The sequence below is a fragment of the Avibacterium gallinarum genome, from assembly GCF_002921135.1.
GTDB lineage: Bacteria > Pseudomonadota > Gammaproteobacteria > Enterobacterales > Pasteurellaceae > Avibacterium > Avibacterium gallinarum.
Window position 1 is genome coordinate 1 of record NZ_PQVJ01000008.1, and the last position, 19330, is coordinate 19330.

The 19330-nt window shown below is 41.8% G+C and carries 17 protein-coding genes and 3 pseudogenes; 7 read left to right on the forward strand and 13 right to left on the reverse strand.

Annotated features, from left to right (window positions below):
• The 3 genes from C3007_RS03185 to C3007_RS03195 all read right to left on the reverse strand — a co-directional run.
• Positions 1–3051 (reverse strand): S6 family peptidase (locus tag C3007_RS03185; protein ID WP_103853069.1); only part of this gene is annotated, 3051 nt, incomplete at its 3' end.
• Between the two features lie 179 nt (positions 3052–3230).
• Positions 3231–4604, reverse strand: coding sequence for a DNA repair protein RadA (radA, locus tag C3007_RS03190; RefSeq protein ID WP_103853070.1), 1374 nt, complete (start codon positions 4602–4604; stop codon positions 3231–3233).
• Positions 4597–5727, reverse strand: a complete 1131-nt coding sequence (locus tag C3007_RS03195) for a CYTH domain-containing protein (protein ID WP_103853071.1) — start codon at positions 5725–5727, stop codon at positions 4597–4599. The genes radA and C3007_RS03195 overlap by 8 nt, the downstream gene beginning before the upstream one ends.
• A gap of 159 nt (positions 5728–5886) precedes the next feature.
• Here C3007_RS03195 and C3007_RS03200 point away from each other — a divergent pair, with 159 nt between their 5' ends.
• The 5 genes from C3007_RS03200 to C3007_RS03220 all read left to right on the forward strand — a co-directional run bounded on the left by C3007_RS03200 (position 5887) and on the right by C3007_RS03220 (position 10499).
• A complete protein-coding gene (locus C3007_RS03200; protein ID WP_103853072.1) occupies positions 5887–6567 on the forward strand; it encodes a TIGR00153 family protein in 681 nt (226 codons plus the stop codon).
• Positions 6568–6606: 39 nt separating this feature from the next.
• Positions 6607–7869, forward strand: coding sequence for an inorganic phosphate transporter (locus C3007_RS03205; RefSeq protein WP_103853073.1), 1263 nt, complete (start codon positions 6607–6609; stop codon positions 7867–7869).
• Between the two features lie 112 nt (positions 7870–7981).
• Positions 7982–8584 (forward strand): TIGR04211 family SH3 domain-containing protein, encoded by a 603-nt coding sequence (locus C3007_RS03210; RefSeq protein WP_103853074.1) that lies wholly within the window; start codon positions 7982–7984, stop codon positions 8582–8584.
• Between the two features lie 17 nt (positions 8585–8601).
• A complete protein-coding gene (locus C3007_RS03215) occupies positions 8602–9849 on the forward strand; it encodes a multifunctional CCA addition/repair protein (RefSeq protein ID WP_103853075.1) in 1248 nt (415 codons plus the stop codon).
• 2 nt (positions 9850–9851) lie between these two features.
• A complete protein-coding gene (locus C3007_RS03220) occupies positions 9852–10499 on the forward strand; it encodes a DUF1919 domain-containing protein (RefSeq protein WP_103853076.1) in 648 nt (215 codons plus the stop codon).
• A 61-nt stretch (positions 10500–10560) separates the two neighbouring features.
• Here C3007_RS03220 and yfbR read toward each other — a convergent pair whose 3' ends face one another.
• The 4 genes from yfbR to nrdR form a co-directional block, all read right to left on the reverse strand.
• The gene (yfbR, locus tag C3007_RS03225; RefSeq protein WP_103853077.1) at positions 10561–11163 is read right to left on the reverse strand and encodes a 5'-deoxynucleotidase; all 603 of its coding nucleotides are present in this window, start codon (positions 11161–11163) and stop codon (positions 10561–10563) included.
• A complete protein-coding gene (degS, locus tag C3007_RS03230) occupies positions 11164–12183 on the reverse strand; it encodes an outer membrane-stress sensor serine endopeptidase DegS (RefSeq protein WP_103853078.1) in 1020 nt (339 codons plus the stop codon).
• A 67-nt stretch (positions 12184–12250) separates the two neighbouring features.
• Entirely contained in the window at positions 12251–13381 is a 1131-nt protein-coding gene (gene ribD / locus C3007_RS03235) for a bifunctional diaminohydroxyphosphoribosylaminopyrimidine deaminase/5-amino-6-(5-phosphoribosylamino)uracil reductase RibD (protein WP_103853079.1), read from the reverse strand.
• Between the two features lies 1 nt (position 13382).
• On the reverse strand, positions 13383–13832 hold the full coding sequence (nrdR, locus tag C3007_RS03240; protein ID WP_103853080.1) for a transcriptional regulator NrdR: 450 nt from the start codon (positions 13830–13832) through the stop codon (positions 13383–13385).
• Between the two features lie 233 nt (positions 13833–14065).
• Between nrdR and tehB the strand changes: the two are divergent.
• A pseudogene (tehB, locus tag C3007_RS03245) lies at positions 14066–14930 on the forward strand (SAM-dependent methyltransferase TehB).
• 88 nt (positions 14931–15018) lie between these two features.
• Here the strand turns inward: tehB and modC are convergent.
• The 6 genes and pseudogenes from modC to C3007_RS03275 all read right to left on the reverse strand — a co-directional run.
• Positions 15019–15696, reverse strand: a pseudogene (gene modC / locus C3007_RS03250) (molybdenum ABC transporter ATP-binding protein); the annotation flags it as partial.
• On the reverse strand, positions 15683–16405 hold the full coding sequence (modB, locus tag C3007_RS03255; protein WP_103853082.1) for a molybdate ABC transporter permease subunit: 723 nt from the start codon (positions 16403–16405) through the stop codon (positions 15683–15685). The pseudogene modC and the gene modB, both read right to left, overlap by 14 nt.
• A 14-nt stretch (positions 16406–16419) precedes the next feature.
• A complete protein-coding gene (gene modA, locus C3007_RS03260; RefSeq protein ID WP_103853083.1) occupies positions 16420–17184 on the reverse strand; it encodes a molybdate ABC transporter substrate-binding protein in 765 nt (254 codons plus the stop codon).
• Positions 17178–17618 (reverse strand): ABC transporter transmembrane domain-containing protein, encoded by a 441-nt coding sequence (locus tag C3007_RS03265; protein WP_243397651.1) that lies wholly within the window; start codon positions 17616–17618, stop codon positions 17178–17180. Before C3007_RS03265 ends, modA begins: the two co-directional genes overlap by 7 nt.
• Before the next feature lie 45 nt (positions 17619–17663).
• Entirely contained in the window at positions 17664–17828 is a 165-nt protein-coding gene (locus C3007_RS03270) for a transposon-encoded TnpW family protein (RefSeq protein WP_103853084.1), read from the reverse strand.
• A gap of 123 nt (positions 17829–17951) precedes the next feature.
• Complete coding sequence (locus tag C3007_RS03275; protein ID WP_103853085.1) at positions 17952–18374, reverse strand: SRPBCC family protein; 423 nt, start codon at positions 18372–18374, stop codon at positions 17952–17954.
• Between the two features lie 182 nt (positions 18375–18556).
• Between C3007_RS03275 and C3007_RS03280 the strand changes: the two are divergent.
• Positions 18557–19118 (forward strand): annotated as a pseudogene (locus C3007_RS03280) (TOBE domain-containing protein); the annotation flags it as partial.
• Positions 19119–19330 lie beyond the last annotated feature (212 nt).

Consider the following 19330-nt stretch of genomic DNA (forward strand, 5'->3'; position numbering starts at 1 on the left):
CTCTTCCGCGGCTTTACGCTCTTCTTCTAAGCGTTTTGCTTCCGCTTCACGGCGTGCTTGTTCTTCCGCGGCTTTACGCTCTTCTTCTAAGCGTTTTGCTTCCGCTTCACGGCGTGCTTGTTCTTCTGCGGCTTTACGTTCTTCTTCCGCAATTTCTTTTTCAACAATAGGGTTATATAGACGGAATGTGTTCCCTTCTTGAATCAAGTTATAACGGTAAGCACCAATATCCGCATAATTATTTTGCAATGTTACAGCTAAATTTTCAGATGAATTAGCTGTTATTAAGGTTAGGCGATCTTTGCTACGCTGCGGTTCATTGCCAATATCATTCACCACAAGTAGATGATTACCTGATGCTTTTCCGTTTACCACAACTTTATCGCTGTTTAATGTAGAAAAGTTAGTGCGGTAATAAAATTTTCCATTTCCGCTTAAATCGCCATTAACGGTTAAGGTATTAAATGGTTTGTCATTTTGGCTCAGAGTAATTTGTGAGCCCTCTGCTAAATTCAAATTTCCTAGCGTACTGTTACCTGTTAATGTCCAATGTGATTCTTTGGATAACGAGGTTTGAGTAGTCTTTGCAGCTTGAATCGAACCAGTAAAATCTGTTTTCCCTAAATTTAAACGGCTTTGTTGAGATAAACTAATATCCCCTGCGAGTGCCATTCTTGGAATGCTGTTCAAGGTTTCTTCACTGTAAGTTGGCATATCACAGCTGACTTCTCCAGTGTGATCGGAACGCAAGCAAACAGTTTGCCCTGCTTGATAGCCCAGATCTAAAATCGCATTATCATTAACATTGATATTAGCATTAAGTGAGGAAACATTACGCCCTACGGTAAAATTCGCTTTATTGGATACCGAAATAGTTTTCGCTGAGAAATCACGGTTTATCCAATCATCGTCAAAAATGACCTCACGATTATTCAACACATCACGCGCGTGTGGTGTCGGCACACCTTCAAAAACAACCTTACCACCTTTAGCTGAAAAATCACCATTAAGGTTCATTCCCCCTGTTAATAATAGCGTTGATTCTTCTACCACTGGTTGATAATTTACATTTAAGCCACCATTTGTTTTGTCGGAAGCTTTTTCACCGAAATAACCGGCAAACGCGGTTAATGTCTGTTGTGCATTTTTACGCTCAATGATCGTTTGAATCGCCGCCGCGCGATCACTGCCTAAATATTCCCAGTGATCTGTACTAGTTTGATTGGTTGGATAAAAACCCCAAGGATCACCTTTTAAGACAAAATAATCTTTCTGCCCATTTGCATAAGGATTGGCATATTCATAAATATCGTAGCCAGCTTTCCCCCAACTTCCCCAGGTTAAATCTTTTTCTCTAACATTCGTTCCCGTTAAAGTGAGAGTGGCTGGTTTATCTGCACGGTGATTAACAACCATTGCGCCTTCATCAGAATGTTGAATACGTTGAAATGTTAAATCGTTACCGTTTAAATCCAAACGTCCACCACGATAACCAAAATAAATCTCATCTGGATCCATTTGATCTGCTGTTTGTAAAACAACTGTTGGGCGCCCACTGGTAATTCCTAATTGATTAAATGCTTGCTTTTGTCCAGCAGAATCCGCTTGCTGATTCAAAATAACTGTACCATCACCCACGCTAATATCACCAAGGTTTTCGCCTGTTCCTTGGACTAATAATGTCCCCTCACCAATTTTAGATAAGCGATCACCTTGTGGATTTGCCACTTGCCAAGTTACAGTTTTATCTTTCGCAACAGACACGCCACCACCAAGCCAAGTTTGATTATTTTCTGCTTTTACCGTGAAATCTGCATTGAAATAAAGTGATCCAGCACCTTGATTAATATTATCTTTTAAAAGCAATACACCGCCATCTGCGCCATTAAAGAAAACACTTTTACCATAATCTAAAGAAGGGCGAGTTTGCGCTGTATCCTGACCTGTTAAAGATTGATTGTATAAATCCACCGAAAGAGAAGTATCGTCACTTTTAATCGCACTATGCTCGGCCGCAGTGCTATCTACCGCCCACGTCCATACTTGATCTTTCTGTGCATTTTCAATATTTCCAGCATTTGCTTTGTCTTGCACATATTTCACATAAGCCAAACGTGGCAATGCCCAAATATTGTCATAGTCATAATCAAAATTCAAAACACCGACAATTACCCATTTCTCTTTCTGTTTATCATAAGCCCACAAAGCAGAGCCACTGTCGCCAGGTTTTGCATAAGTGATCATTGGACCGTAATACTGAGAACCAAACAAACTGATTGGCCCATTGTAAAGCCATTTCCCATCTTCTGAATGGCTACCGAAAGAAGCAATTTCATTACGATCTGATACGGAATACATATCATACGACACGCCACCGATCATATAACGGTAAGCTGGTGCAACATCTCTTGGCTTATTACCCGCCTCTGGAGAATCTTGTACCTGTTGCCTCCCCGAACCCACACGAGCATAAATAGGGAAACGCGTTCTATCTTTGAATGTTTTTGTATCAATGGCAGGATCGCCAACTGCAGCATCGGTTAATTCAGCTGGCACAACTTCCGTAACCATTTTGTGGATACGCGGAGCGTGGTAATCTCGATCACGTTTTTCAACAGCCTTGCCTTCCCACTCTTCAGGAAAGTTATTACGATTCACCACTAAATAACTGAAATGATGAGAGTCAGGATTTTCATCTGCACCACCAAATTGAGAAGAACCAAATCCACCATTATGTGCCACCCCCGTTAAAAAAGACGGCGCAATTAAAGTAACATAGCCCGCATTTCTTGCGGCAGGACTTAAATCAATCATCGGCACATCCTTCATCATCAAACCGATGTTCTCCCCATTTTTATTAAATACAGGAATATTCATTGCACCAACGGTGAACTTCCCTTTATTTTCCGCAAAATCACGGAAGTATTGGTAATCAATATCACCACGGACATTTGCTGCATATAAAGGAGTGGAAGCAATTATCGAAGCAATTAACGCGGATAATTGACTATACTTAAAACGAGATAGCATAAATGATGTTTTTGGTTTCATAGTTATTGTCTAAATAAAACAGGTCAAATTAATAGCGGGCGCGAAGTATAACAAGATTATTTCTTAAACAACACTATTAATTAGTAAATTATGGTAATTAATTTTAAGTGCGGTGGTTTTTGTTGCATTTTTTAAAAGAATGCAGCACAAGCCACATTCTTTTTGTTCATTTTTATATTTTAAAACTGCTCCAAAATCGCCAAGGCATCAGCCAATTTTTTCACGGTGAAAACTTGCATATTTTTCACCGCACTTTTTGGCTTGTTAGCGAATGGCACAATGGCGCGGGTAAAACCGTGTTTTGCCGCTTCAGAAATGCGTTCTTGCCCACTTGGTACAGGGCGGATTTCCCCTGCTAACCCCACTTCGCCGAACACCACCAGATCTTTTGGCAATGGGCGATTGCGGAAACTGGAAATTAACGCCAGTAATAAGGCAAGATCGGCGCTGGTTTCACTCACTTTCACGCCGCCGACCACATTCACGAAAACATCTTGATCGGACATTTGCAGGCCGCCGTGGCGGTGTAATACGGCTAATAATAAAGCAAGGCGATTTTGCTCCAAGCCCACTGCCACCCGTCTTGGATTGGCGAGCATTGAGTGATCCACCAAGGCTTGAATTTCCACCAACAACGGGCGTGTGCCTTCCCATAACACCATTACGGAACTGCCTGCGGTGTCTTCTTCACCGCGGCTTAAGAATATGGCAGAAGGATTTTTCACTTCGCGCAAGCCTTGCTCTGTCATCGCAAACACGCCGAGTTCATTGACCGCGCCAAAACGGTTTTTATGGCTACGCAATGTGCGGAAACGGCTATCCGCTTCGCCCTCTAATAACAATGAACAGTCAATGGCGTGTTCTAGCACTTTCGGGCCCGCCAAGGTGCCGTCTTTGGTAACGTGTCCCACCATCACAATCGCCACTTGACGGGTTTTCGCATAACGGGTTAGAAACGCCGCACATTCGCGCACTTGGGAAACACTACCAGGGGAAGACTGAATATCCGCAAGGTGCATCACTTGAATGGAATCCACCACGATGATTTGCGGTTTAAGCTGATCGGCCAAATGGCAAATTTGTTCTACAGAGGTTTCCGACAACATATTCAGCCGATCTGTTGGCAACCCAAGACGATTGGCGCGCATTGCTACCTGTTGCAAGGATTCTTCGCCTGTAACATAAAGTGCGGTCATATTTTGCGCTAAACCACACATCACTTGTAATAATAGAGTACTTTTCCCTGCGCCGGGGTGTCCGCCAATCAAAATAGCACTGCCCGGCACGATGCCTCCGCCTAAGACACGATCAAGCTCGTAAAAGCCACTATGAAAACGGGGAACTTCTTGCAAGCTGATGTCTGCCAACGTTTGGATTTTTGCCTGCGTTTCCCCTGCATAACCACTGAAGCGATCAGCACGGCTTGCTTTGGCTGGGGCAAGGCGAATTTCGGTGATGGTATTCCACGCTTTACAGGCATTACACTGCCCTTGCCAACGGGCATATTCCGCACCGCAATCATTGCACACAAAAGCGGTTTTTGCTTTAGCCATTGTTCATCTCCAAATTTTCCAAATTCGCTGCGTCATTCTCTTCAACATAAGTGAGCGAAATCAGATTTAACATTCGTTGTAAATAAAATGCCGATTGCAATAAATCAAATAATTGCGCGATCACTTCGGCGTTATTTTTTGTTTCGCTATGAAGTGCAATCAGCTGTTTACATTCTGCCAAACATTGCTGACTACTTTCCACCAACGCCAGCCAATCTGTTTTAAGCGCATCGCTTAAACCTTGTTCATTAAAGGCATTTTCCAACAAATTGCCATTTTCCGTATAAAAATGATAAAGATTGAAAAACGCACCGATTCGCTCCACCGTGCGTAAAAAGTCTTCGGCAAAATAGGCCTGCCCTAAGGCAAAGGTTTCTTCAATTAGACCTTGTTCCAGCTGGAAAAGTGCGGTTAATTTTTGCGAAAAATTGCCCGCACTTTGCGCGAAATCTAAAAAATCTCGCCATTTATCCAAACAATTTTGTGCTTTAGGCTGATGATTTTCTGCCAAGGCATAACCCCGTTGCGCTTTGCTAATGGCGCTTAATCGCACGCCATTTTCCAACGGTAAAGATCGCACATAATCGAGCAAATCTGCCACCTTACCTTGCTTTAATTCAAATTCCACTTCGCTAATTTCTGCCTGTTTATCACCAGCCAAAATCTTGCCTTGATCAAGCGCCACTTCAATTTCTGCTGTTTCCTGTGTTTTTGGTGTTTCTGACGAAAATTCTGGGCGAATAAGGAAAGTTTCTCGCGCAAAATCCGTGGCAAAAATCGGCTGTAATGAAAGTGTTTTCCAGCTGGGATCGAGATCATAGTTTTCCACTAATTGGGCTAAATCAGGCGTTTCATTTTGCTGCGGCAAATTATATTCAGGGCGAATATGCAAACCGCCTAGTGCTTCCCCTTTGGTTTTCAAGGTTAAGGTAAACTGTTGATTTTCTTTGCGAACACGCAAGCCCATTTGGTGCTGCGCGAAAAATTTATCGGCGGTGTCGTAATAAGTATTGCCTAAAAATACCTGTTGATGAAAGTGCGGTGCGTTTTTCAGCAAATTTTGCTTGAATGAATTTAAGCCAAATTGCGGAATTAGTAGTTTTAATTCAATTTCTGTACTCATTTTGTCGATTCCTTCCAACCTTAATCAAGTTTTTTCATATTATCTAATAAATTCCTTGTTTTTTCGATGAAATATAGTGTATTTTTACGCCCGCATAGCCTTGAACAAGATGAATATGCACAAAAATTTATCAACCTAACCCCTAGAAGGAGTTATCTTATGGCTGTAAATAATATTTTAGGATTATTTGCCCATTCCCCATTAAAGCCTTTAGCACGTCATTCTGCTAAGGTAACTGATTGTTGTAAATATCTCATTCCATTTTTTGAATACACTTTCCAAGGTGATTGGGAAAATGCGGAGAAATTACGCAAAAAGATTTCTGACACAGAGCGCCAAGCAGATACATTAAAGCGTGAAATTCGCTTAAAACTGCCACGCGGTTTGTTTATGCCCATTGAACGTACTGATTTATTAGAATTAGTTACGCAACAAGATAAATTAGCGAACTACGCCAAAGATATTGCAGGCAGAATGATTGGTCGTCAATGTCCATTCCCTCCTGAAATGCAAGAAGATTTTATGAAATATTTAACCCGCAGTATTGATGCGGCGGAGCAAGCACATCTTGTGATCGATGAAATGGACGGCTTGCTTGAAACGGGTTTCAAAGGGCGTGAAGTGCAATTTGTGAATAAAATGATCCAAACCCTTGATGATATTGAAGACGACACGGATAAAATGCAAATTAAATTGCGCTTAATTTTGCGTTCTATGGAAGATCAATTTAATCCCATTGATGCAATGTTCCTATACAAAATCCTTGAATGGATTGGTGTGCTTGCAGATCAAGCGCAACGTGTGGGTTCACGCATTGAATTAATGTTGGCTCGTTCATAATTGTTAGGCAACAATTGTTAGCAACATAGGAATAATACTATGGAAGTTATTCAACAATATGGCACTTTATTAGTGATCATCACTGCGGCGTTCGGCTTTTTTATGGCATTTGGTGTGGGGGCGAATGACGTTTCTAACGCAATGGGAACGTCCGTAGGTTCAGGCACCATTACCGCTAAACAAGCCATTATTATTGCAATGATTTTTGAATGTGCAGGGGCATATTTAGCCGGTGGTGAAGTAACAGAAACCATTAAAAGCGGGGTTTTAAATCCAACAGAATATATCGCCACACCAGAAATTTTGGCCTTAGGTATGATGGCGGCCCTCTTTTCTTCTGGATTATGGTTGCTCATCGCCTCGCGAATGGGTTGGCCAGTTTCCACCACGCACACCATTATTGGCGCAATTATCGGTTTCGGTTTAATTACCGTTGGGCCGAACTCGATTGATTGGTCAGCTATCCGCAACATTGTGGGCAGTTGGTTTATCACCCCTGTGATCGCAGGCGTGGTGGCGTATGGCATTTTCTTCAGCACACAAAAACTGATTTTCGATACAGAAAAACCGTTACGCAACGCACAAAAATATGGCCCATATTATATGGGACTCACCATCTTTATTTTGTCCGTAGTAACAATGATAAAAGGCTTAAAGCACGTTGGTTTACATTTAACTGGTAGCGAAACTTTCTTTATTTCATTAGGCATCAGCGCCCTTTCTGTGGTGGCAAGCCATTTCTATTTTCGTAGCAAAAAATTCCGTCAAACAGTTAAATCAGGCACATTCGGTGCGGTAGAAAAAGTATTTAGTATACTAATGCTACTAACCGCCTGTGCAATGGCGTTTGCGCACGGTTCAAACGATGTGGCGAATGCTATCGGGCCTTTGTCTGCGGTGGTTTCTATCGTGGATAACGGCGGTGAAATTATGGCGAAAAGCCCACTTGCTTGGTGGATCTTACCATTAGGCGCGGCAGGGATCGCCTTAGGTTTAATCGTTATGGGCTATAAAGTGATGGCAACCATTGGTACAGGGATCACCGATCTCACCCCAAGCCGTGGTTTCTCAGCCCAATTTGCAACGGCAACCACCGTGGTACTGGCTTCTGGTACGGGATTACCAATTTCCACCACCCAAACCCTTGTGGGTGCAATCTTAGGTATCGGCTTCGCGCGTGGTATCGCCGCATTAAACTTAACGGTAATTCGCAATATTATCGCCTCTTGGGTGATCACCTTACCTGCTGGCGCATTCTTTGCGATTTTAATTTACTATGTGCTGCACGCCATTTTCATCTAATTTGCGTAAGCCATAGAAAAAGCACACAAAATAAGACAAAGATTTTGTGAATGAAAGAAAGTGCGGTACAATTTACCGCACTTTTTTATTGTCTATTTTTTAAGGTGTTGTAATGCGAAAAATTACTAAGATCTTGTTTTTACTCTTTCTTTCCGTGCCATTTGCGCAAGCGGAAACCCGCTATGTAACAGAAAACCTTTCCACCTTTTTACGCAAAGGGGCTGGCGATCAATTTAAAATTGCAGGGGCAATTCGTTCAGGCGAACCGGTAACCGTGCTAAACCACAAAGATCGCTATACGCTTATTCGTGATAGCAAAAATCGTGAAGCTTGGATCTTAACCTCTGAACTTTCTAGCACACCGAGCAGCAAAGATGAAAATCCAAGATTAAAAGCAAAAATTGAAGAATTAACCTTAAAACTCAATCAATTAGACGGTGATTGGCAACAACGCACCAGCGAAATGCAACGCCGCACCAAACAAGCTGAGCAACAAAGCAGCCAATTGTTAGAGCAAAATTCTCAGCTCAACCGTGAACTTGAAATCACCAAAAATAAAAACCGCGATTTAGAAGCAATGCTTGATGCAGGCAAACGTGAAATCGCGATCCAATGGTTTATTTATGGCGGTTCGGTGCTAGGTGTTGGTTTGCTACTTGGCTTAATCTTACCTTTCATTATGCCAAAACGTCGCCGCCGTGATGGCTGGGCATAACTACCCCATTCAGCAAAATGGAAATTTATTTAGTTGGCGGTGCCGTGCGCGATGCGCTACTTAATCTCCCTGTTAAAGACCGAGATTGGGTGGTAATTGGCGCAACACCAGAGCAACTATTGCAACAAGGCTATATTCAAGTGGGGAAAGATTTCCCCGTTTTTCTTGATCCCAAAAATAAAGAAGAATATGCCCTTGCGCGCACAGAAAAAAAAGCGGGTGTAGGCTACACCGGTTTTGTGTGCGATTTCAGCCCCGACATTAGCTTAGAACAAGATCTGATCCGCCGCGATCTCACCATTAACGCCATTGCACAAGACAGCCAAGGCAAGTTGCACGATCCTTATGGTGGCATCAATGATCTGAACAATCGCCTACTCCGCCATATCTCCCCTGCGTTTGCCGAAGATCCTTTGCGCGTGTTAAGAGTGGCGCGCTTTGCTGCGCGTTACCATTATTTAGGTTTCCAAATCGCCCCTGAAACCTTTGCCTTAATGAAACAAATCACCAAATCGGGCGAGCTTGAACATCTCACGGCAGAACGCGTTTGGCTAGAAACAGAAAAAGCCTTACAAACGCCAAATCCTGAAATTTATTTTGACATTTTAAGAGACATCAAGGCATTAGCTGTGCTTTTCCCAGAGCTTAACGCCCTTTACGGCGTGCCAAATCCCGTGCAACATCACCCTGAGGTGGATAGCTTTATCCACACAATGCTGGTGTTGCAACAAGCCACAAAGCTCACTGAAAATAGCCCTGCACAACAAAAAAGTGCGGTGCGTTTTGCAGCAATTTGCCACGATCTTGGCAAAGCACTCACGCCAAAAGATCTTCTGCCACGCCATTTTGGCCACGAACAAAAAGGCGTTACGCCAACACGCAATCTTTGCAATCGGCTCAAAGTGCCAAGCTACATTAAAGAACTGTCGTGCCTTGTTTGCGAAACGCACACCAATGTCCACCGTGCTTTTGAACTACGCCCTGCCACTATTGTCAAATTATTCAATCAGCTCGATGTGTGGCGTAAACCAGAACGTTTCAAAGAAGTGTTACTTGTTTGCACGGCTGATGCCAAAGGCCGCACAGGCTTTGAACAAGTGGATTACCCACAAGCGAATTTTCTACTCAAACTGTACCAAGCCGCATTACAAGTTAATGTGCAACAAGTGATTGCCGATGGATTTCAAAAAGAAAAAATCCGCGAAGAATTAAACCGCCGCCGCCAAAAAGCCATTGAACAAGAAAAACAGCGGTTAAAGGATTAATAATGTTATTTTCTTTCATCAAAACTAAAATCAGCGCGCTAATGCGCAAGCTTTTCATTAATCCCAAACTTCGTAATAGTTTGAAAAATAAGGGAATGAGCGTATTAGCCAGTAATTGCAATGGGGCATTTATGCTGCACGATTTAGGACAGCCATTCAATTCACCTTTTGTGAATTTATATCTTGAGCCACAAGATTTCATTCGTTATTTGCAACGCATTGAACACTATCAGCAACAACCGCTAAAATTTGTAGAGAATAACAATAAGCCCTACCCTGTGGCTTATTTAGATGATATAAAAATCCATTTTGTGCATTATGCCAATGCGCAACAAGCTCAAGAAAAATGGCAACAGCGTTCGCAACGTATTGATTTTGATAATCTTTTTATCATTATGACCGATCGCGATGGCTGCACAGAACAAGATCTAAACGATTTTGATGCACTGCCTTACAAAAACAAAGTGGTATTCACCCATAAACCTTATCCTGAAATCCGCTCTGCTTTTTATATTCAAGGCCTTGAACAACAAGATTGTGTCGGCGATCTTTTTGCTTATTCTGGCTGGCTTGGCAAACGCTATTATGATCAATTTGATTATCTGGCTTGGTTTAATCAGAATAAAAACGAGAAAACCTCATCACATTAAAGCAAAAATAAAGTGCGGTGGAATTTTTTGAAATTTTCCACCGCACTTGTTAATTCAGCCATTACAACGCAATTTCATCAAGGCTACGCCCAAAACTCGGAATAAACACTTGAATAAAATAATTCATTTCTTCGCTGCGCCATTCCGCCATTAATTTTTCCAAACGCGTTTTTGCTGATGAAAATTCTTGATTCCCCTGCTCCAATTCAAACTTCGCTTTAATGTAAGCACAAAGCAGATCCGCTTGTTTTACAAGGTGTTTTTCTTCATCAGAAAACTGTTCGCTATGTAAATAAGGAGCAAAATCAGCTTGCAGCTCTTCAGGTAATAAGCTCAATAAATGAAATTCCGCCGCACTTTCGATCTCTTTATAGGCTTGAGTAATGCTGTCATTAAAATATTTAATTGGCGTAGGCAAATCACCAGTGAAAATTTCTGAACTATCGTGATACATTGCCATTACGGCAATGCGTTCAGGGTTCACCTGCCCTGCATAAAATTTATTTTTGATCACCGCTAGCATATGCGCCACAAATGCCACTTGCAGGCTGTGTTCGGCAAGATTTTCTTTTTCAATATTACGCATTAAAGACCAGCGTTGAATGAGTTTCAAACGATCCAGACAAGCAAAAAAATGGCTAGGTTGTAGAGATTGTAAAGACATTTAATTCACCGAATATTCTTCAATGGTTACAGGCAATGTGATGATTTTCCCTAAGCGTGAAATCACCATATTCACCCTGGTGTTTGGTCTGGTATTGCTGATCACATTCATCATTTGCGCGGGCGACTCTGCTTTAACATCGCCAAATTGCAACATAATATCACCCGCTTGCAAACCTGCTTTAGCCGCAGGGCTGTTTTCTCTCACACTGGTGATTTCAATGCCTTTGTTGCTCGTTTGCCCATCGCTAAACAACACGTCCGTTTGAATACCTAGGAAACCACGGATCACGCGGCCATCGCGGATAATTTTTTTCATTACGTCATTGGCAAGATCAATGGGAATGGCGAAATTCAGCCCTTCGGCAATTTCATTGGCATTTTTGCCAATACTCAGGGTGCTAATCCCCACTAATTCACCAAGGGAATTTATCAGCGCACCGCCAGAATTTCCGCGATTAATGGACGCATCTGTTTGGATAAAATTTTGTCGTCCAATGTAATCGCCCACAGCATTGCGCCCTAAGGCACTGATAATGCCTTGCGAAACACTTTGTCCCAAGTTATAAGGGTTACCAATGGCCAGCACCACATCACCAACGTGCAATTTACGCTTGGTATTAGGAATGGTCGGCAGGTTATCTGCACGGATTTTTAGCACAGCTAAATCGGTAAGATTATCTGAGCCAATTAAACTCGCTTCAAAAATTCGTCCATTTTGCATTGCCACCACGATTTGATCGGCATTTTGAATAACGTGTTTATTAGTGAGAATATACCCCTCTTTCGCCATTATCACGCCCGAGCCAAGATTAGTGATCTGCGGTTGCCCACTCACTGAAGTGAAAGATTGACTATACACATTCACCACAGCAGGCGAGGCAAGCCGAACCGCATCTTTAAAAGAAAAGATTTCTTTTTGAAACAAAGGCTGACCTTGCTTCAGGGAAGGGCTAATCAACAAAATTGCCCCTGCGGCAAGTAAACCAATGATGATCGATTGGATAATCTTTCTTAACATTCTGATTCTCTTTGTATTTTTTGTTTTTTCTGGTTGTTGCTTTACTTTTGTTAAATTTGAACTTGGGTTAGTTTTTCGGCTGATAAATGAGCTTTAAATCCTCCCCCACTGGCGTTGCAGATTGCAGCTGCCATAAAGGGGCATCAGCCAATTTGTGTAAATGAGGCAAATGGCACAGTCCTTTGCCTGCATCGCCTAATAATTTCGGCGCAATATAAACGATTAATTCATCAACCAATTTTGCTTCAATCAACGCCCCCGCTAATTGTGCGCCCGCTTCAATCCATAAACTGTTGATTTGGCGTTCTGCGAGTTCGGTTAAAAGTGCGGTGAAAAAATCCGCACTTTTTTCAATCTGTATTGCTTGGCAAAAATCAGGGAAGCCTTGCATATCTCTTGCACCAGAACTCACCAACCAAACTGGCGTAGGTTGTTGAAATAATTGATATTCTGGCGTTACGCGGTGTTGGCTATCTAAAATAATCCGCACAGGCTGACGCAGTTCAGTATCAGGATATTGTTGCTGAACGCCCAGAGGAAGCTGTTCCCAACGTACATTTAACATAGGATTATCCATTAGCACCGTTTGGCTGGTGGAAAGAATTGCACTAGCGGCCGCACGGTATTGTTGCACATCTTGGCGCGCCTGCTCCCCTGTGATCCATTTACTTTCGCCACTTGCCATTGCGGTGCGTCCATCAATGCTCATTGCCATTTTCAGTTGCACAAATGGGCGATTGCTACGCATTCTTTTTAGAAAACCTTGATTGAGCAACTCTGCTTTTTCGGCCAATAATCCCACCGCAGTTTGCACGCCAGCTTGTTCGAGCATTTTTAATCCACGCCCTGCTACTTGCGGGTTGGGATCGGTCATTGCGGCAATCACTTTCGCCACGCCTGCTTCAATTAACCCTTTGGCACAAGGTGGCGTGCGGCCAAAATGGGAACAAGGCTCAAGGGTAACGTAAGCCGTTGCGCCACGCGCATTTTCCCCGGCTTCGCGTAATGCCATTACTTCTGCGTGGGGCTGTCCTGCTTTTAGATGAAAACCTTTGCCGATCACCTTGCCGTCTTTTACCAAAACGCAGCCTACGGAAGGATTTGGCGTGGTGGTAAAACGCCCTTGGCTAGCAAGATCCAACGCCATTTGCATAAACTGCTGATCTTGCTGGGTAAATTGTTGTGCATTTTGTTGCATATTAATCCTTCAAGCTCTCAATTTCTTTGGTAAATTGGTTGATGTCGTCAAAACTTAAATAAACGGAAGCAAAACGGATATAAGCCACTTTGTCTAATTTTTTTAGCTCATTCATCGCAAGCTGGCCGACAAAATGGCTTGGCACTTCACGTTCCCCTGTCGCGCGCAGTTGATGAATAATGCGGTTAATGGATTTTTCCACATCATCAGAACTCACTGGGCGTTTTTCTAAAGCGTGCTGAATACCACGGCGCAGTTTTTCTTCATCAAAGGGTTCACGGGATTGATCACTTTTAATAATTTTTGGGATCACTAATTCGGTAATTTCAAAGGTGGTAAAACGCTCGTGGCAATGGCCACATTCACGGCGGCGGCGAACCTGAAAGCCATCGGACACCAAACGGCTATCGATCACTTTGGTTTCTTCTGTTGAACAAAAAGGACAACGCATAAATCCTCCTAATCCCCTTTTAAATGGTATTTTCCATTTTAAGCGCTAAAACAGCGTAAAAATTCTTCTTATAAAGGCTTGGATTGTAGCAAAATTTCCCTTTTTTTACGATCTTTATAGGGCAAAAAATGATCTTACGCAGGTATTTTGCGACTTTTTGCCTTGCCTTATTGCCTTAGGCGGATTAATTTCCTACTATATCACTCAACTATTTTCATATTTGGAGAAATACAATGAAAAATGAATTAATTTGCTACAAAAAAATGCCCGTATGGAACAAAGACAGCCTGCCAAAAATGTTCCAAGAAAAACATAACACCAAAGTTGGCACTTGGGGCAAAATCACCGTGTTACAAGGTAAACTGAAATTTTTCGTTTTAACGGAAGACGGCAATGTGGTGAGTGAACATATTTTCACCGCGCAAGATGATACGCCTTTTGTTGAACCTCAACTTTGGCACCGCGTGGAAGCGGCGTCTGATGATCTGGAATGTTATTTAGAATTTTATTGCAAAAAAGAAGATTACTTCAGCAAAAAATACAATATGACGCCAACCCATTCTGAAGTGAAAAGTGCGGTGGAAATTATTCCCCCTTGTAAAGTGCTGGATCTTGGCTGTGGACAAGGACGCAACTCGCTCTTTTTAAGCCTGCTCGGCTATGATGTTACCGCTTGGGATCACAACGAAAACAGCCTTGCTTTCCTCACCAGCACGGCAGAAAAAGAAAATCTCAATATTCAGACCGCACTTTACAACATCAATGATGCCAATATTCAGGAAAATTACGATTTTATTCTCTCCACCGTAGTGTTTATGTTCCTTGACCGCAACGCCATTCCTGCCATTATTGAGAATATGCAAAATCACACAAACGCAGGCGGTTATAACTTGATTGTAGCGGCAATGAGTACCGATGATGTGCCTTGTCCAATGCCGTTTTCTTTCACTTTTTAAAGAGGGCGAGCTGAAAAATTATTATCAAGATTGGGAATTGATTAAATACCAAGAAGAAATGGGCGAACTGCACAAAACCGATGAAAACGGCAATCGCATCAAAATGAAATTTGTCACGATGTTAGCGAAGAAAAAATCATAGGAAAGAAAAATAGCAAAGAAAATAAGTGCGGTGGAAAATGTTGAAATTTTTTACCGCACTTTTGTTTTTCGCTTTACTTTTCTCTTTCTCGCCAAAGAGCAAACAATGGGCTGTCTTGCATATTTTGCCACTGATCGTAGGCGATCACTTTGCCTTGATCCAGCAACACCACTTGTTGTGCTAAGCGTGCCAATTCTTCAAGGCTGTGGGTCACATATAAAATGGGAATAGCAATTTCTTGCGCGAGCTTATCCAAATAATCCAATAATTCTAATTTGCGCGGCAGATCAAGAGCGGAGAGCGGTTCGTCCATCAGCAAAATTTCAGGCTGGCTGAGTAACGCTCGTCCAATGGCAACACGCTGTTTTTCCCCGCCTGATAAGGTGATCGGATAGCGTTTAAGCAAATGTTCGATCCCCAAAAGCTGCACAATGCGCGCAAATTCGGCGCTATTTTTCTGTTTCATTCCATAGCACAAATTGCCTTTCACCGAATAATGGGGGAACAATCTACCCTCTTGAAAAACATAGCCCACATTGCGATGATTCGGCGGAAGATTAATCTGCTTTTGTGTATCAACTAACGCTCGACCGTTCAAACGAATATAGCCCTGATCGGGTTGTAACAAACCGCTGACTAAATTAATCAGCGTGGTTTTTCCTGAACCAGACAAGCCAAATAATGCCGTTACGCCTTGCGTAGGCAGTTGCAAATCCACCGCAAACGACATTTTGCCTAATTGTTTGCGTACATTAATTTCTAACATTGGATTGTCCTAAGCGTTTTTGTGTGTATTTTGCTAACCATTCAGAAATAAGTAAGGAAATCAAGGCAATAGCAATGGCTATGAAACATAAGCGCGCTGCGGCACTTTCTGCCCCTGGGGTTTCAATAAAGGAAAACATTGCAAGGGGAATGGTTTGCGTAACTTTTGGGATATTGGAAACAAAGGTAATGGTCGCGCCAAATTCCCCTAGCGAACGCGCAAACCCCAGAATAACGCCTGCCAACACGCCGGGTAACGCAAGGGGCAAGGTGATGGTAAAAAAGGTTTTCAAGGCAGACGCTCCCAGGGTGTGCGCTGCTTGTTCGAGCTTGAAATCCACATTTTCGATCGCCAAGCGGATCGATCTCACCACTAATGGGAAAGACACAATGGCAGAGGCCAACGCCGCACCATACCAACTAAAACCAAAGCTAAAATCGAACCATTGCAATAAATAACGCCCGATAATGCCATTTCGCCCCATTGCAATTAATAATAAATACCCCACCACCACAGGCGGCAGAACTAACGGCAAATGAATAATGCCATTAAGCAAAGATTTCCCCAAAAAGGTTTTACGTGCCAACAACCAAGCCACTAAAATGGCACAGGGCAAGCCCGCTAGCACAGAAACCAATGCCACTTTCACACTTAACCCGATGGCATTTAATTCTGCCGAGCTGAAATGAAAAAAAGTTTGCCAATCCATTTACCAATCATCCTTTATTGCACAATAAAACCTGCGTGGGTAAAAATCTGTTTCGCCTCTTGTGATTGTAGATAATTAAGAAAAGTAACACTTTCTTGATTAGCATTCCCTGCCACAATCGCCGCAGGATACTCAATCACCGCGTGAGAGTTTTCTGGAAACACCGCCACCACTTTCACTTTTTGGCTTGCTGCGGCATCTGTGGCATAAACAATGCCCAAAGGTGCTTCGCCCTGCTCAACCAATGCTAATGCCGCACGCACATTACTTGCCCGAGCCAATTTATCTTCAACAGCTTGCCATTGATGTAAATAAGTTAACGCCTGTTGGGCATATTTCCCTGCTGGAACGTGTGCGGGATCGCCCACAGCAAGATAGCTATTGGCTAATACACTTTGCCATTGTGGATTTTGCTCGTCCAATTGAGTAAGTTTGCTTGTTTTAGGCGCAATCATCACTAAACGATTTTGTGCAATATTTACACGGCTTGTAGGCTCAAGCGCCTTATGCTCAGCTAAAAAATCCATCCATTTTTGATTGGCCGAAATAAAAATATCTGCCGGTGCACCTTGCGAGATTTGACGTGCCAATACGGAAGAAGAGGCAAAAGAAAAATCAATCTCTTCTTTAGGGTGAAGTTTGAGATAGCTCGATTTCACTTGCTCTAACACATTGGTCATTGAGGCGGCAGCAAAAACAGTTAATTTCGCCTGTGCAGAAAATGACATCAACGCGCAAATCGCTAGCGCAGAAACCAGTCGATTTTTTATTCTTAACATAGATTTTCTCCCTTTTGGCTTACCATTATAAAATAAATTATATAACGATTAATAAAATAAATGACCGAAAAAGCAATAACGACCCAAGTTAACCAACCACCATAGAGAAACATCATAATGAGGACGCTTATCGTCATAATCAGGTCAATAATGGTGGTAACTAAACTAGTTGTCAGCGTAGTTTGAATTGTACTTAGTGAGTCAAAACGTGAGCTAATATCTCCTACCTGCCGCTTCTCAAAAAAATCCAACGGTAATCTCAAAAGATGTGAGAAAAAGCTACTAGTCCATTGAAAATCAATCAGGTAATTCATTTTCAAAGAAATCCATGCTCTAGACATACTAATTACACTACGGAAAAAGGTGAACAGAAACAACCCTAAACAAATGACTAACAGTAATGATTGGTCTTTTGCCTGTAAAACGTGATCCATTTGGGAAGATTTGTCAAGGACATAAACAAAATTTCTTTGACAAATTTATATCTTCTCTATTTCTCTCTTTATTAGCTTTAGTATTTTATCCTTGTATGTTTCCCCTGTACCTTGCTTAAAATGTAGGTTTACAGTATATTTTGTCTTTCCAATATCCATTATTAACTGTTTGTGTGATGGTTCTTTTGTTACTCTTTTTTCTTCTTCCATAAGTCCTCCTTTCCGTTTTTAGACAAAGAAAAAACAGTAAACCTTTTTTGATTTACTGTTTCGTAAGTTGCTATATTATTGCTTGTATTTAATTGTTTATATTAGTTTATATTGATTTCACTTTCATAACATTTGAACATAGCTTGCTTCATTGCAATTAAGTTCTTTCTTCAAATCTTTAAAATACAGTTTCTGTTGTTTTCTCAAATATGCCCCCAAAAAAGGTTTAAATATGAATTTTTTAGACACAATATTTTCGGTAAAATCTAAAGTTGTTTTATCTCCATGCGAATAGAACTTGCCTGTCCAAGTCCCTTTTATATTTTCATTTTCAATTTCAAAAGACCAACATTGATGTTTAGCACATTCTGTAACTTTAAAATGCGTTTCTACTCCATCTTTTGTAATCTCTATAAAATTTTTTTCATCAATGATTTTTATATCTTTTATATCACTTCTCCAACCAAAACCACTCAAGTTAGTAACTTTATTCCAAACTTTTTCTATTGGACATAAAAGAGTAACCTTTATATTTGCAATTGCCATATAGGTAACCTCCCCTCGCAATCCTATTTTATTTAATATTATACCATTTTTAAGCCATTTTTTCCATATCAGCTTTCTGTGGCACTTGACAGTTGCCTATAAAAGCTACATTAAAAACCGAACTTTGCGTAAAATGACAAAAAATTCTACCGCACTTTAAAGATAATGACGTAGGAAACCCAATGTTAGATAGCGAAGTGTTACTCACCATAAAACTGCAACAACAACTTTTTGTTGATCCGAAACGGATTCGTCTGCTGCGTGAAATTGCCAAATCAGGCTCAATCAGCCAAGCGGCGAAAAATGCCAAAGTGAGCTATAAAAGTGCGTGAGATCACCTTGAAGCGATGAATAGCCTCAGCCCAATGCCTTTGTTAGAACGCAATACTGGAGGAAAAAATGGTGGCGGCACGACACTCACAACCTATGCCAAACGCCTACTCAAACTTTATGATCTCTTGGAACAAACGCAACAAAAAGCCTTTTCTATCTTGCAAGACGAACAGGTTTCCCTTGATAGCCTGCTTTCCGCCACCGCGCGTTTTTCCTTACAAAGTAGCGCCAGAAATCAATTTTTTGGCACGGTGAAAAACCTAACGCAGACAGGCAATCATTGTGCGGTAGAAATTCAAATTCCCCATTTAGATCAATCCATTACCGCCTTTATCACACCACAAAGTGCGGTTCGTTTACAGCTTGTTTTTGGCAAAGAAGTGATGCTGATGATCAAAGCGCCGTGGGTAAAATTATTCACCGAAAAACCGCAAAAAACGTGCAATATTTTCCCCGCACTTTTATCCCACATCAACCAACAACCCAACACCCAAGAAGCCACGCTCACCTTAGGCGAAAACCTACAATGCACTGCCAGCATTGATGATAACTCAAATTTCCAACAAGGTGATAAGCTGTTTTGCTATATTGATCCTGAACAGATTGTGTTGGTGACGATTTGA

Bases quoted from the DNA above. Each gene is read 5' to 3' on its own strand.
- radA (WP_103853070.1), bottom strand. From the start codon at position 4,604: ATGGCTAAAGCAAAAACCGCTTTTGTGTGCAATGATTGCGGTGCGGAA.
- C3007_RS03195 (WP_103853071.1), bottom strand. From the start codon at position 5,727: ATGAGTACAGAAATTGAATTAAAACTACTAATTCCGCAATTTGGCTTA.
- C3007_RS03200 (WP_103853072.1), top strand. From the start codon at position 5,887: ATGGCTGTAAATAATATTTTAGGATTATTTGCCCATTCCCCATTAAAG.
- C3007_RS03205 (WP_103853073.1), top strand. From the start codon at position 6,607: ATGGAAGTTATTCAACAATATGGCACTTTATTAGTGATCATCACTGCG.
- C3007_RS03210 (WP_103853074.1), top strand. From the start codon at position 7,982: ATGCGAAAAATTACTAAGATCTTGTTTTTACTCTTTCTTTCCGTGCCA.
- C3007_RS03215 (WP_103853075.1), top strand. From the start codon at position 8,602: ATGGAAATTTATTTAGTTGGCGGTGCCGTGCGCGATGCGCTACTTAAT.
- C3007_RS03220 (WP_103853076.1), top strand. From the start codon at position 9,852: ATGTTATTTTCTTTCATCAAAACTAAAATCAGCGCGCTAATGCGCAAG.
- yfbR (WP_103853077.1), bottom strand. From the start codon at position 11,163: ATGTCTTTACAATCTCTACAACCTAGCCATTTTTTTGCTTGTCTGGAT.
- degS (WP_103853078.1), bottom strand. From the start codon at position 12,183: ATGTTAAGAAAGATTATCCAATCGATCATCATTGGTTTACTTGCCGCA.
- ribD (WP_103853079.1), bottom strand. From the start codon at position 13,381: ATGCAACAAAATGCACAACAATTTACCCAGCAAGATCAGCAGTTTATG.
- nrdR (WP_103853080.1), bottom strand. From the start codon at position 13,832: ATGCGTTGTCCTTTTTGTTCAACAGAAGAAACCAAAGTGATCGATAGC.
- modB (WP_103853082.1), bottom strand. From the start codon at position 16,405: ATGGATTGGCAAACTTTTTTTCATTTCAGCTCGGCAGAATTAAATGCC.
- modA (WP_103853083.1), bottom strand. From the start codon at position 17,184: ATGTTAAGAATAAAAAATCGACTGGTTTCTGCGCTAGCGATTTGCGCG.
- C3007_RS03265 (WP_243397651.1), bottom strand. From the start codon at position 17,618: ATGGATCACGTTTTACAGGCAAAAGACCAATCATTACTGTTAGTCATT.
- C3007_RS03270 (WP_103853084.1), bottom strand. From the start codon at position 17,828: ATGGAAGAAGAAAAAAGAGTAACAAAAGAACCATCACACAAACAGTTA.
- C3007_RS03275 (WP_103853085.1), bottom strand. From the start codon at position 18,374: ATGGCAATTGCAAATATAAAGGTTACTCTTTTATGTCCAATAGAAAAA.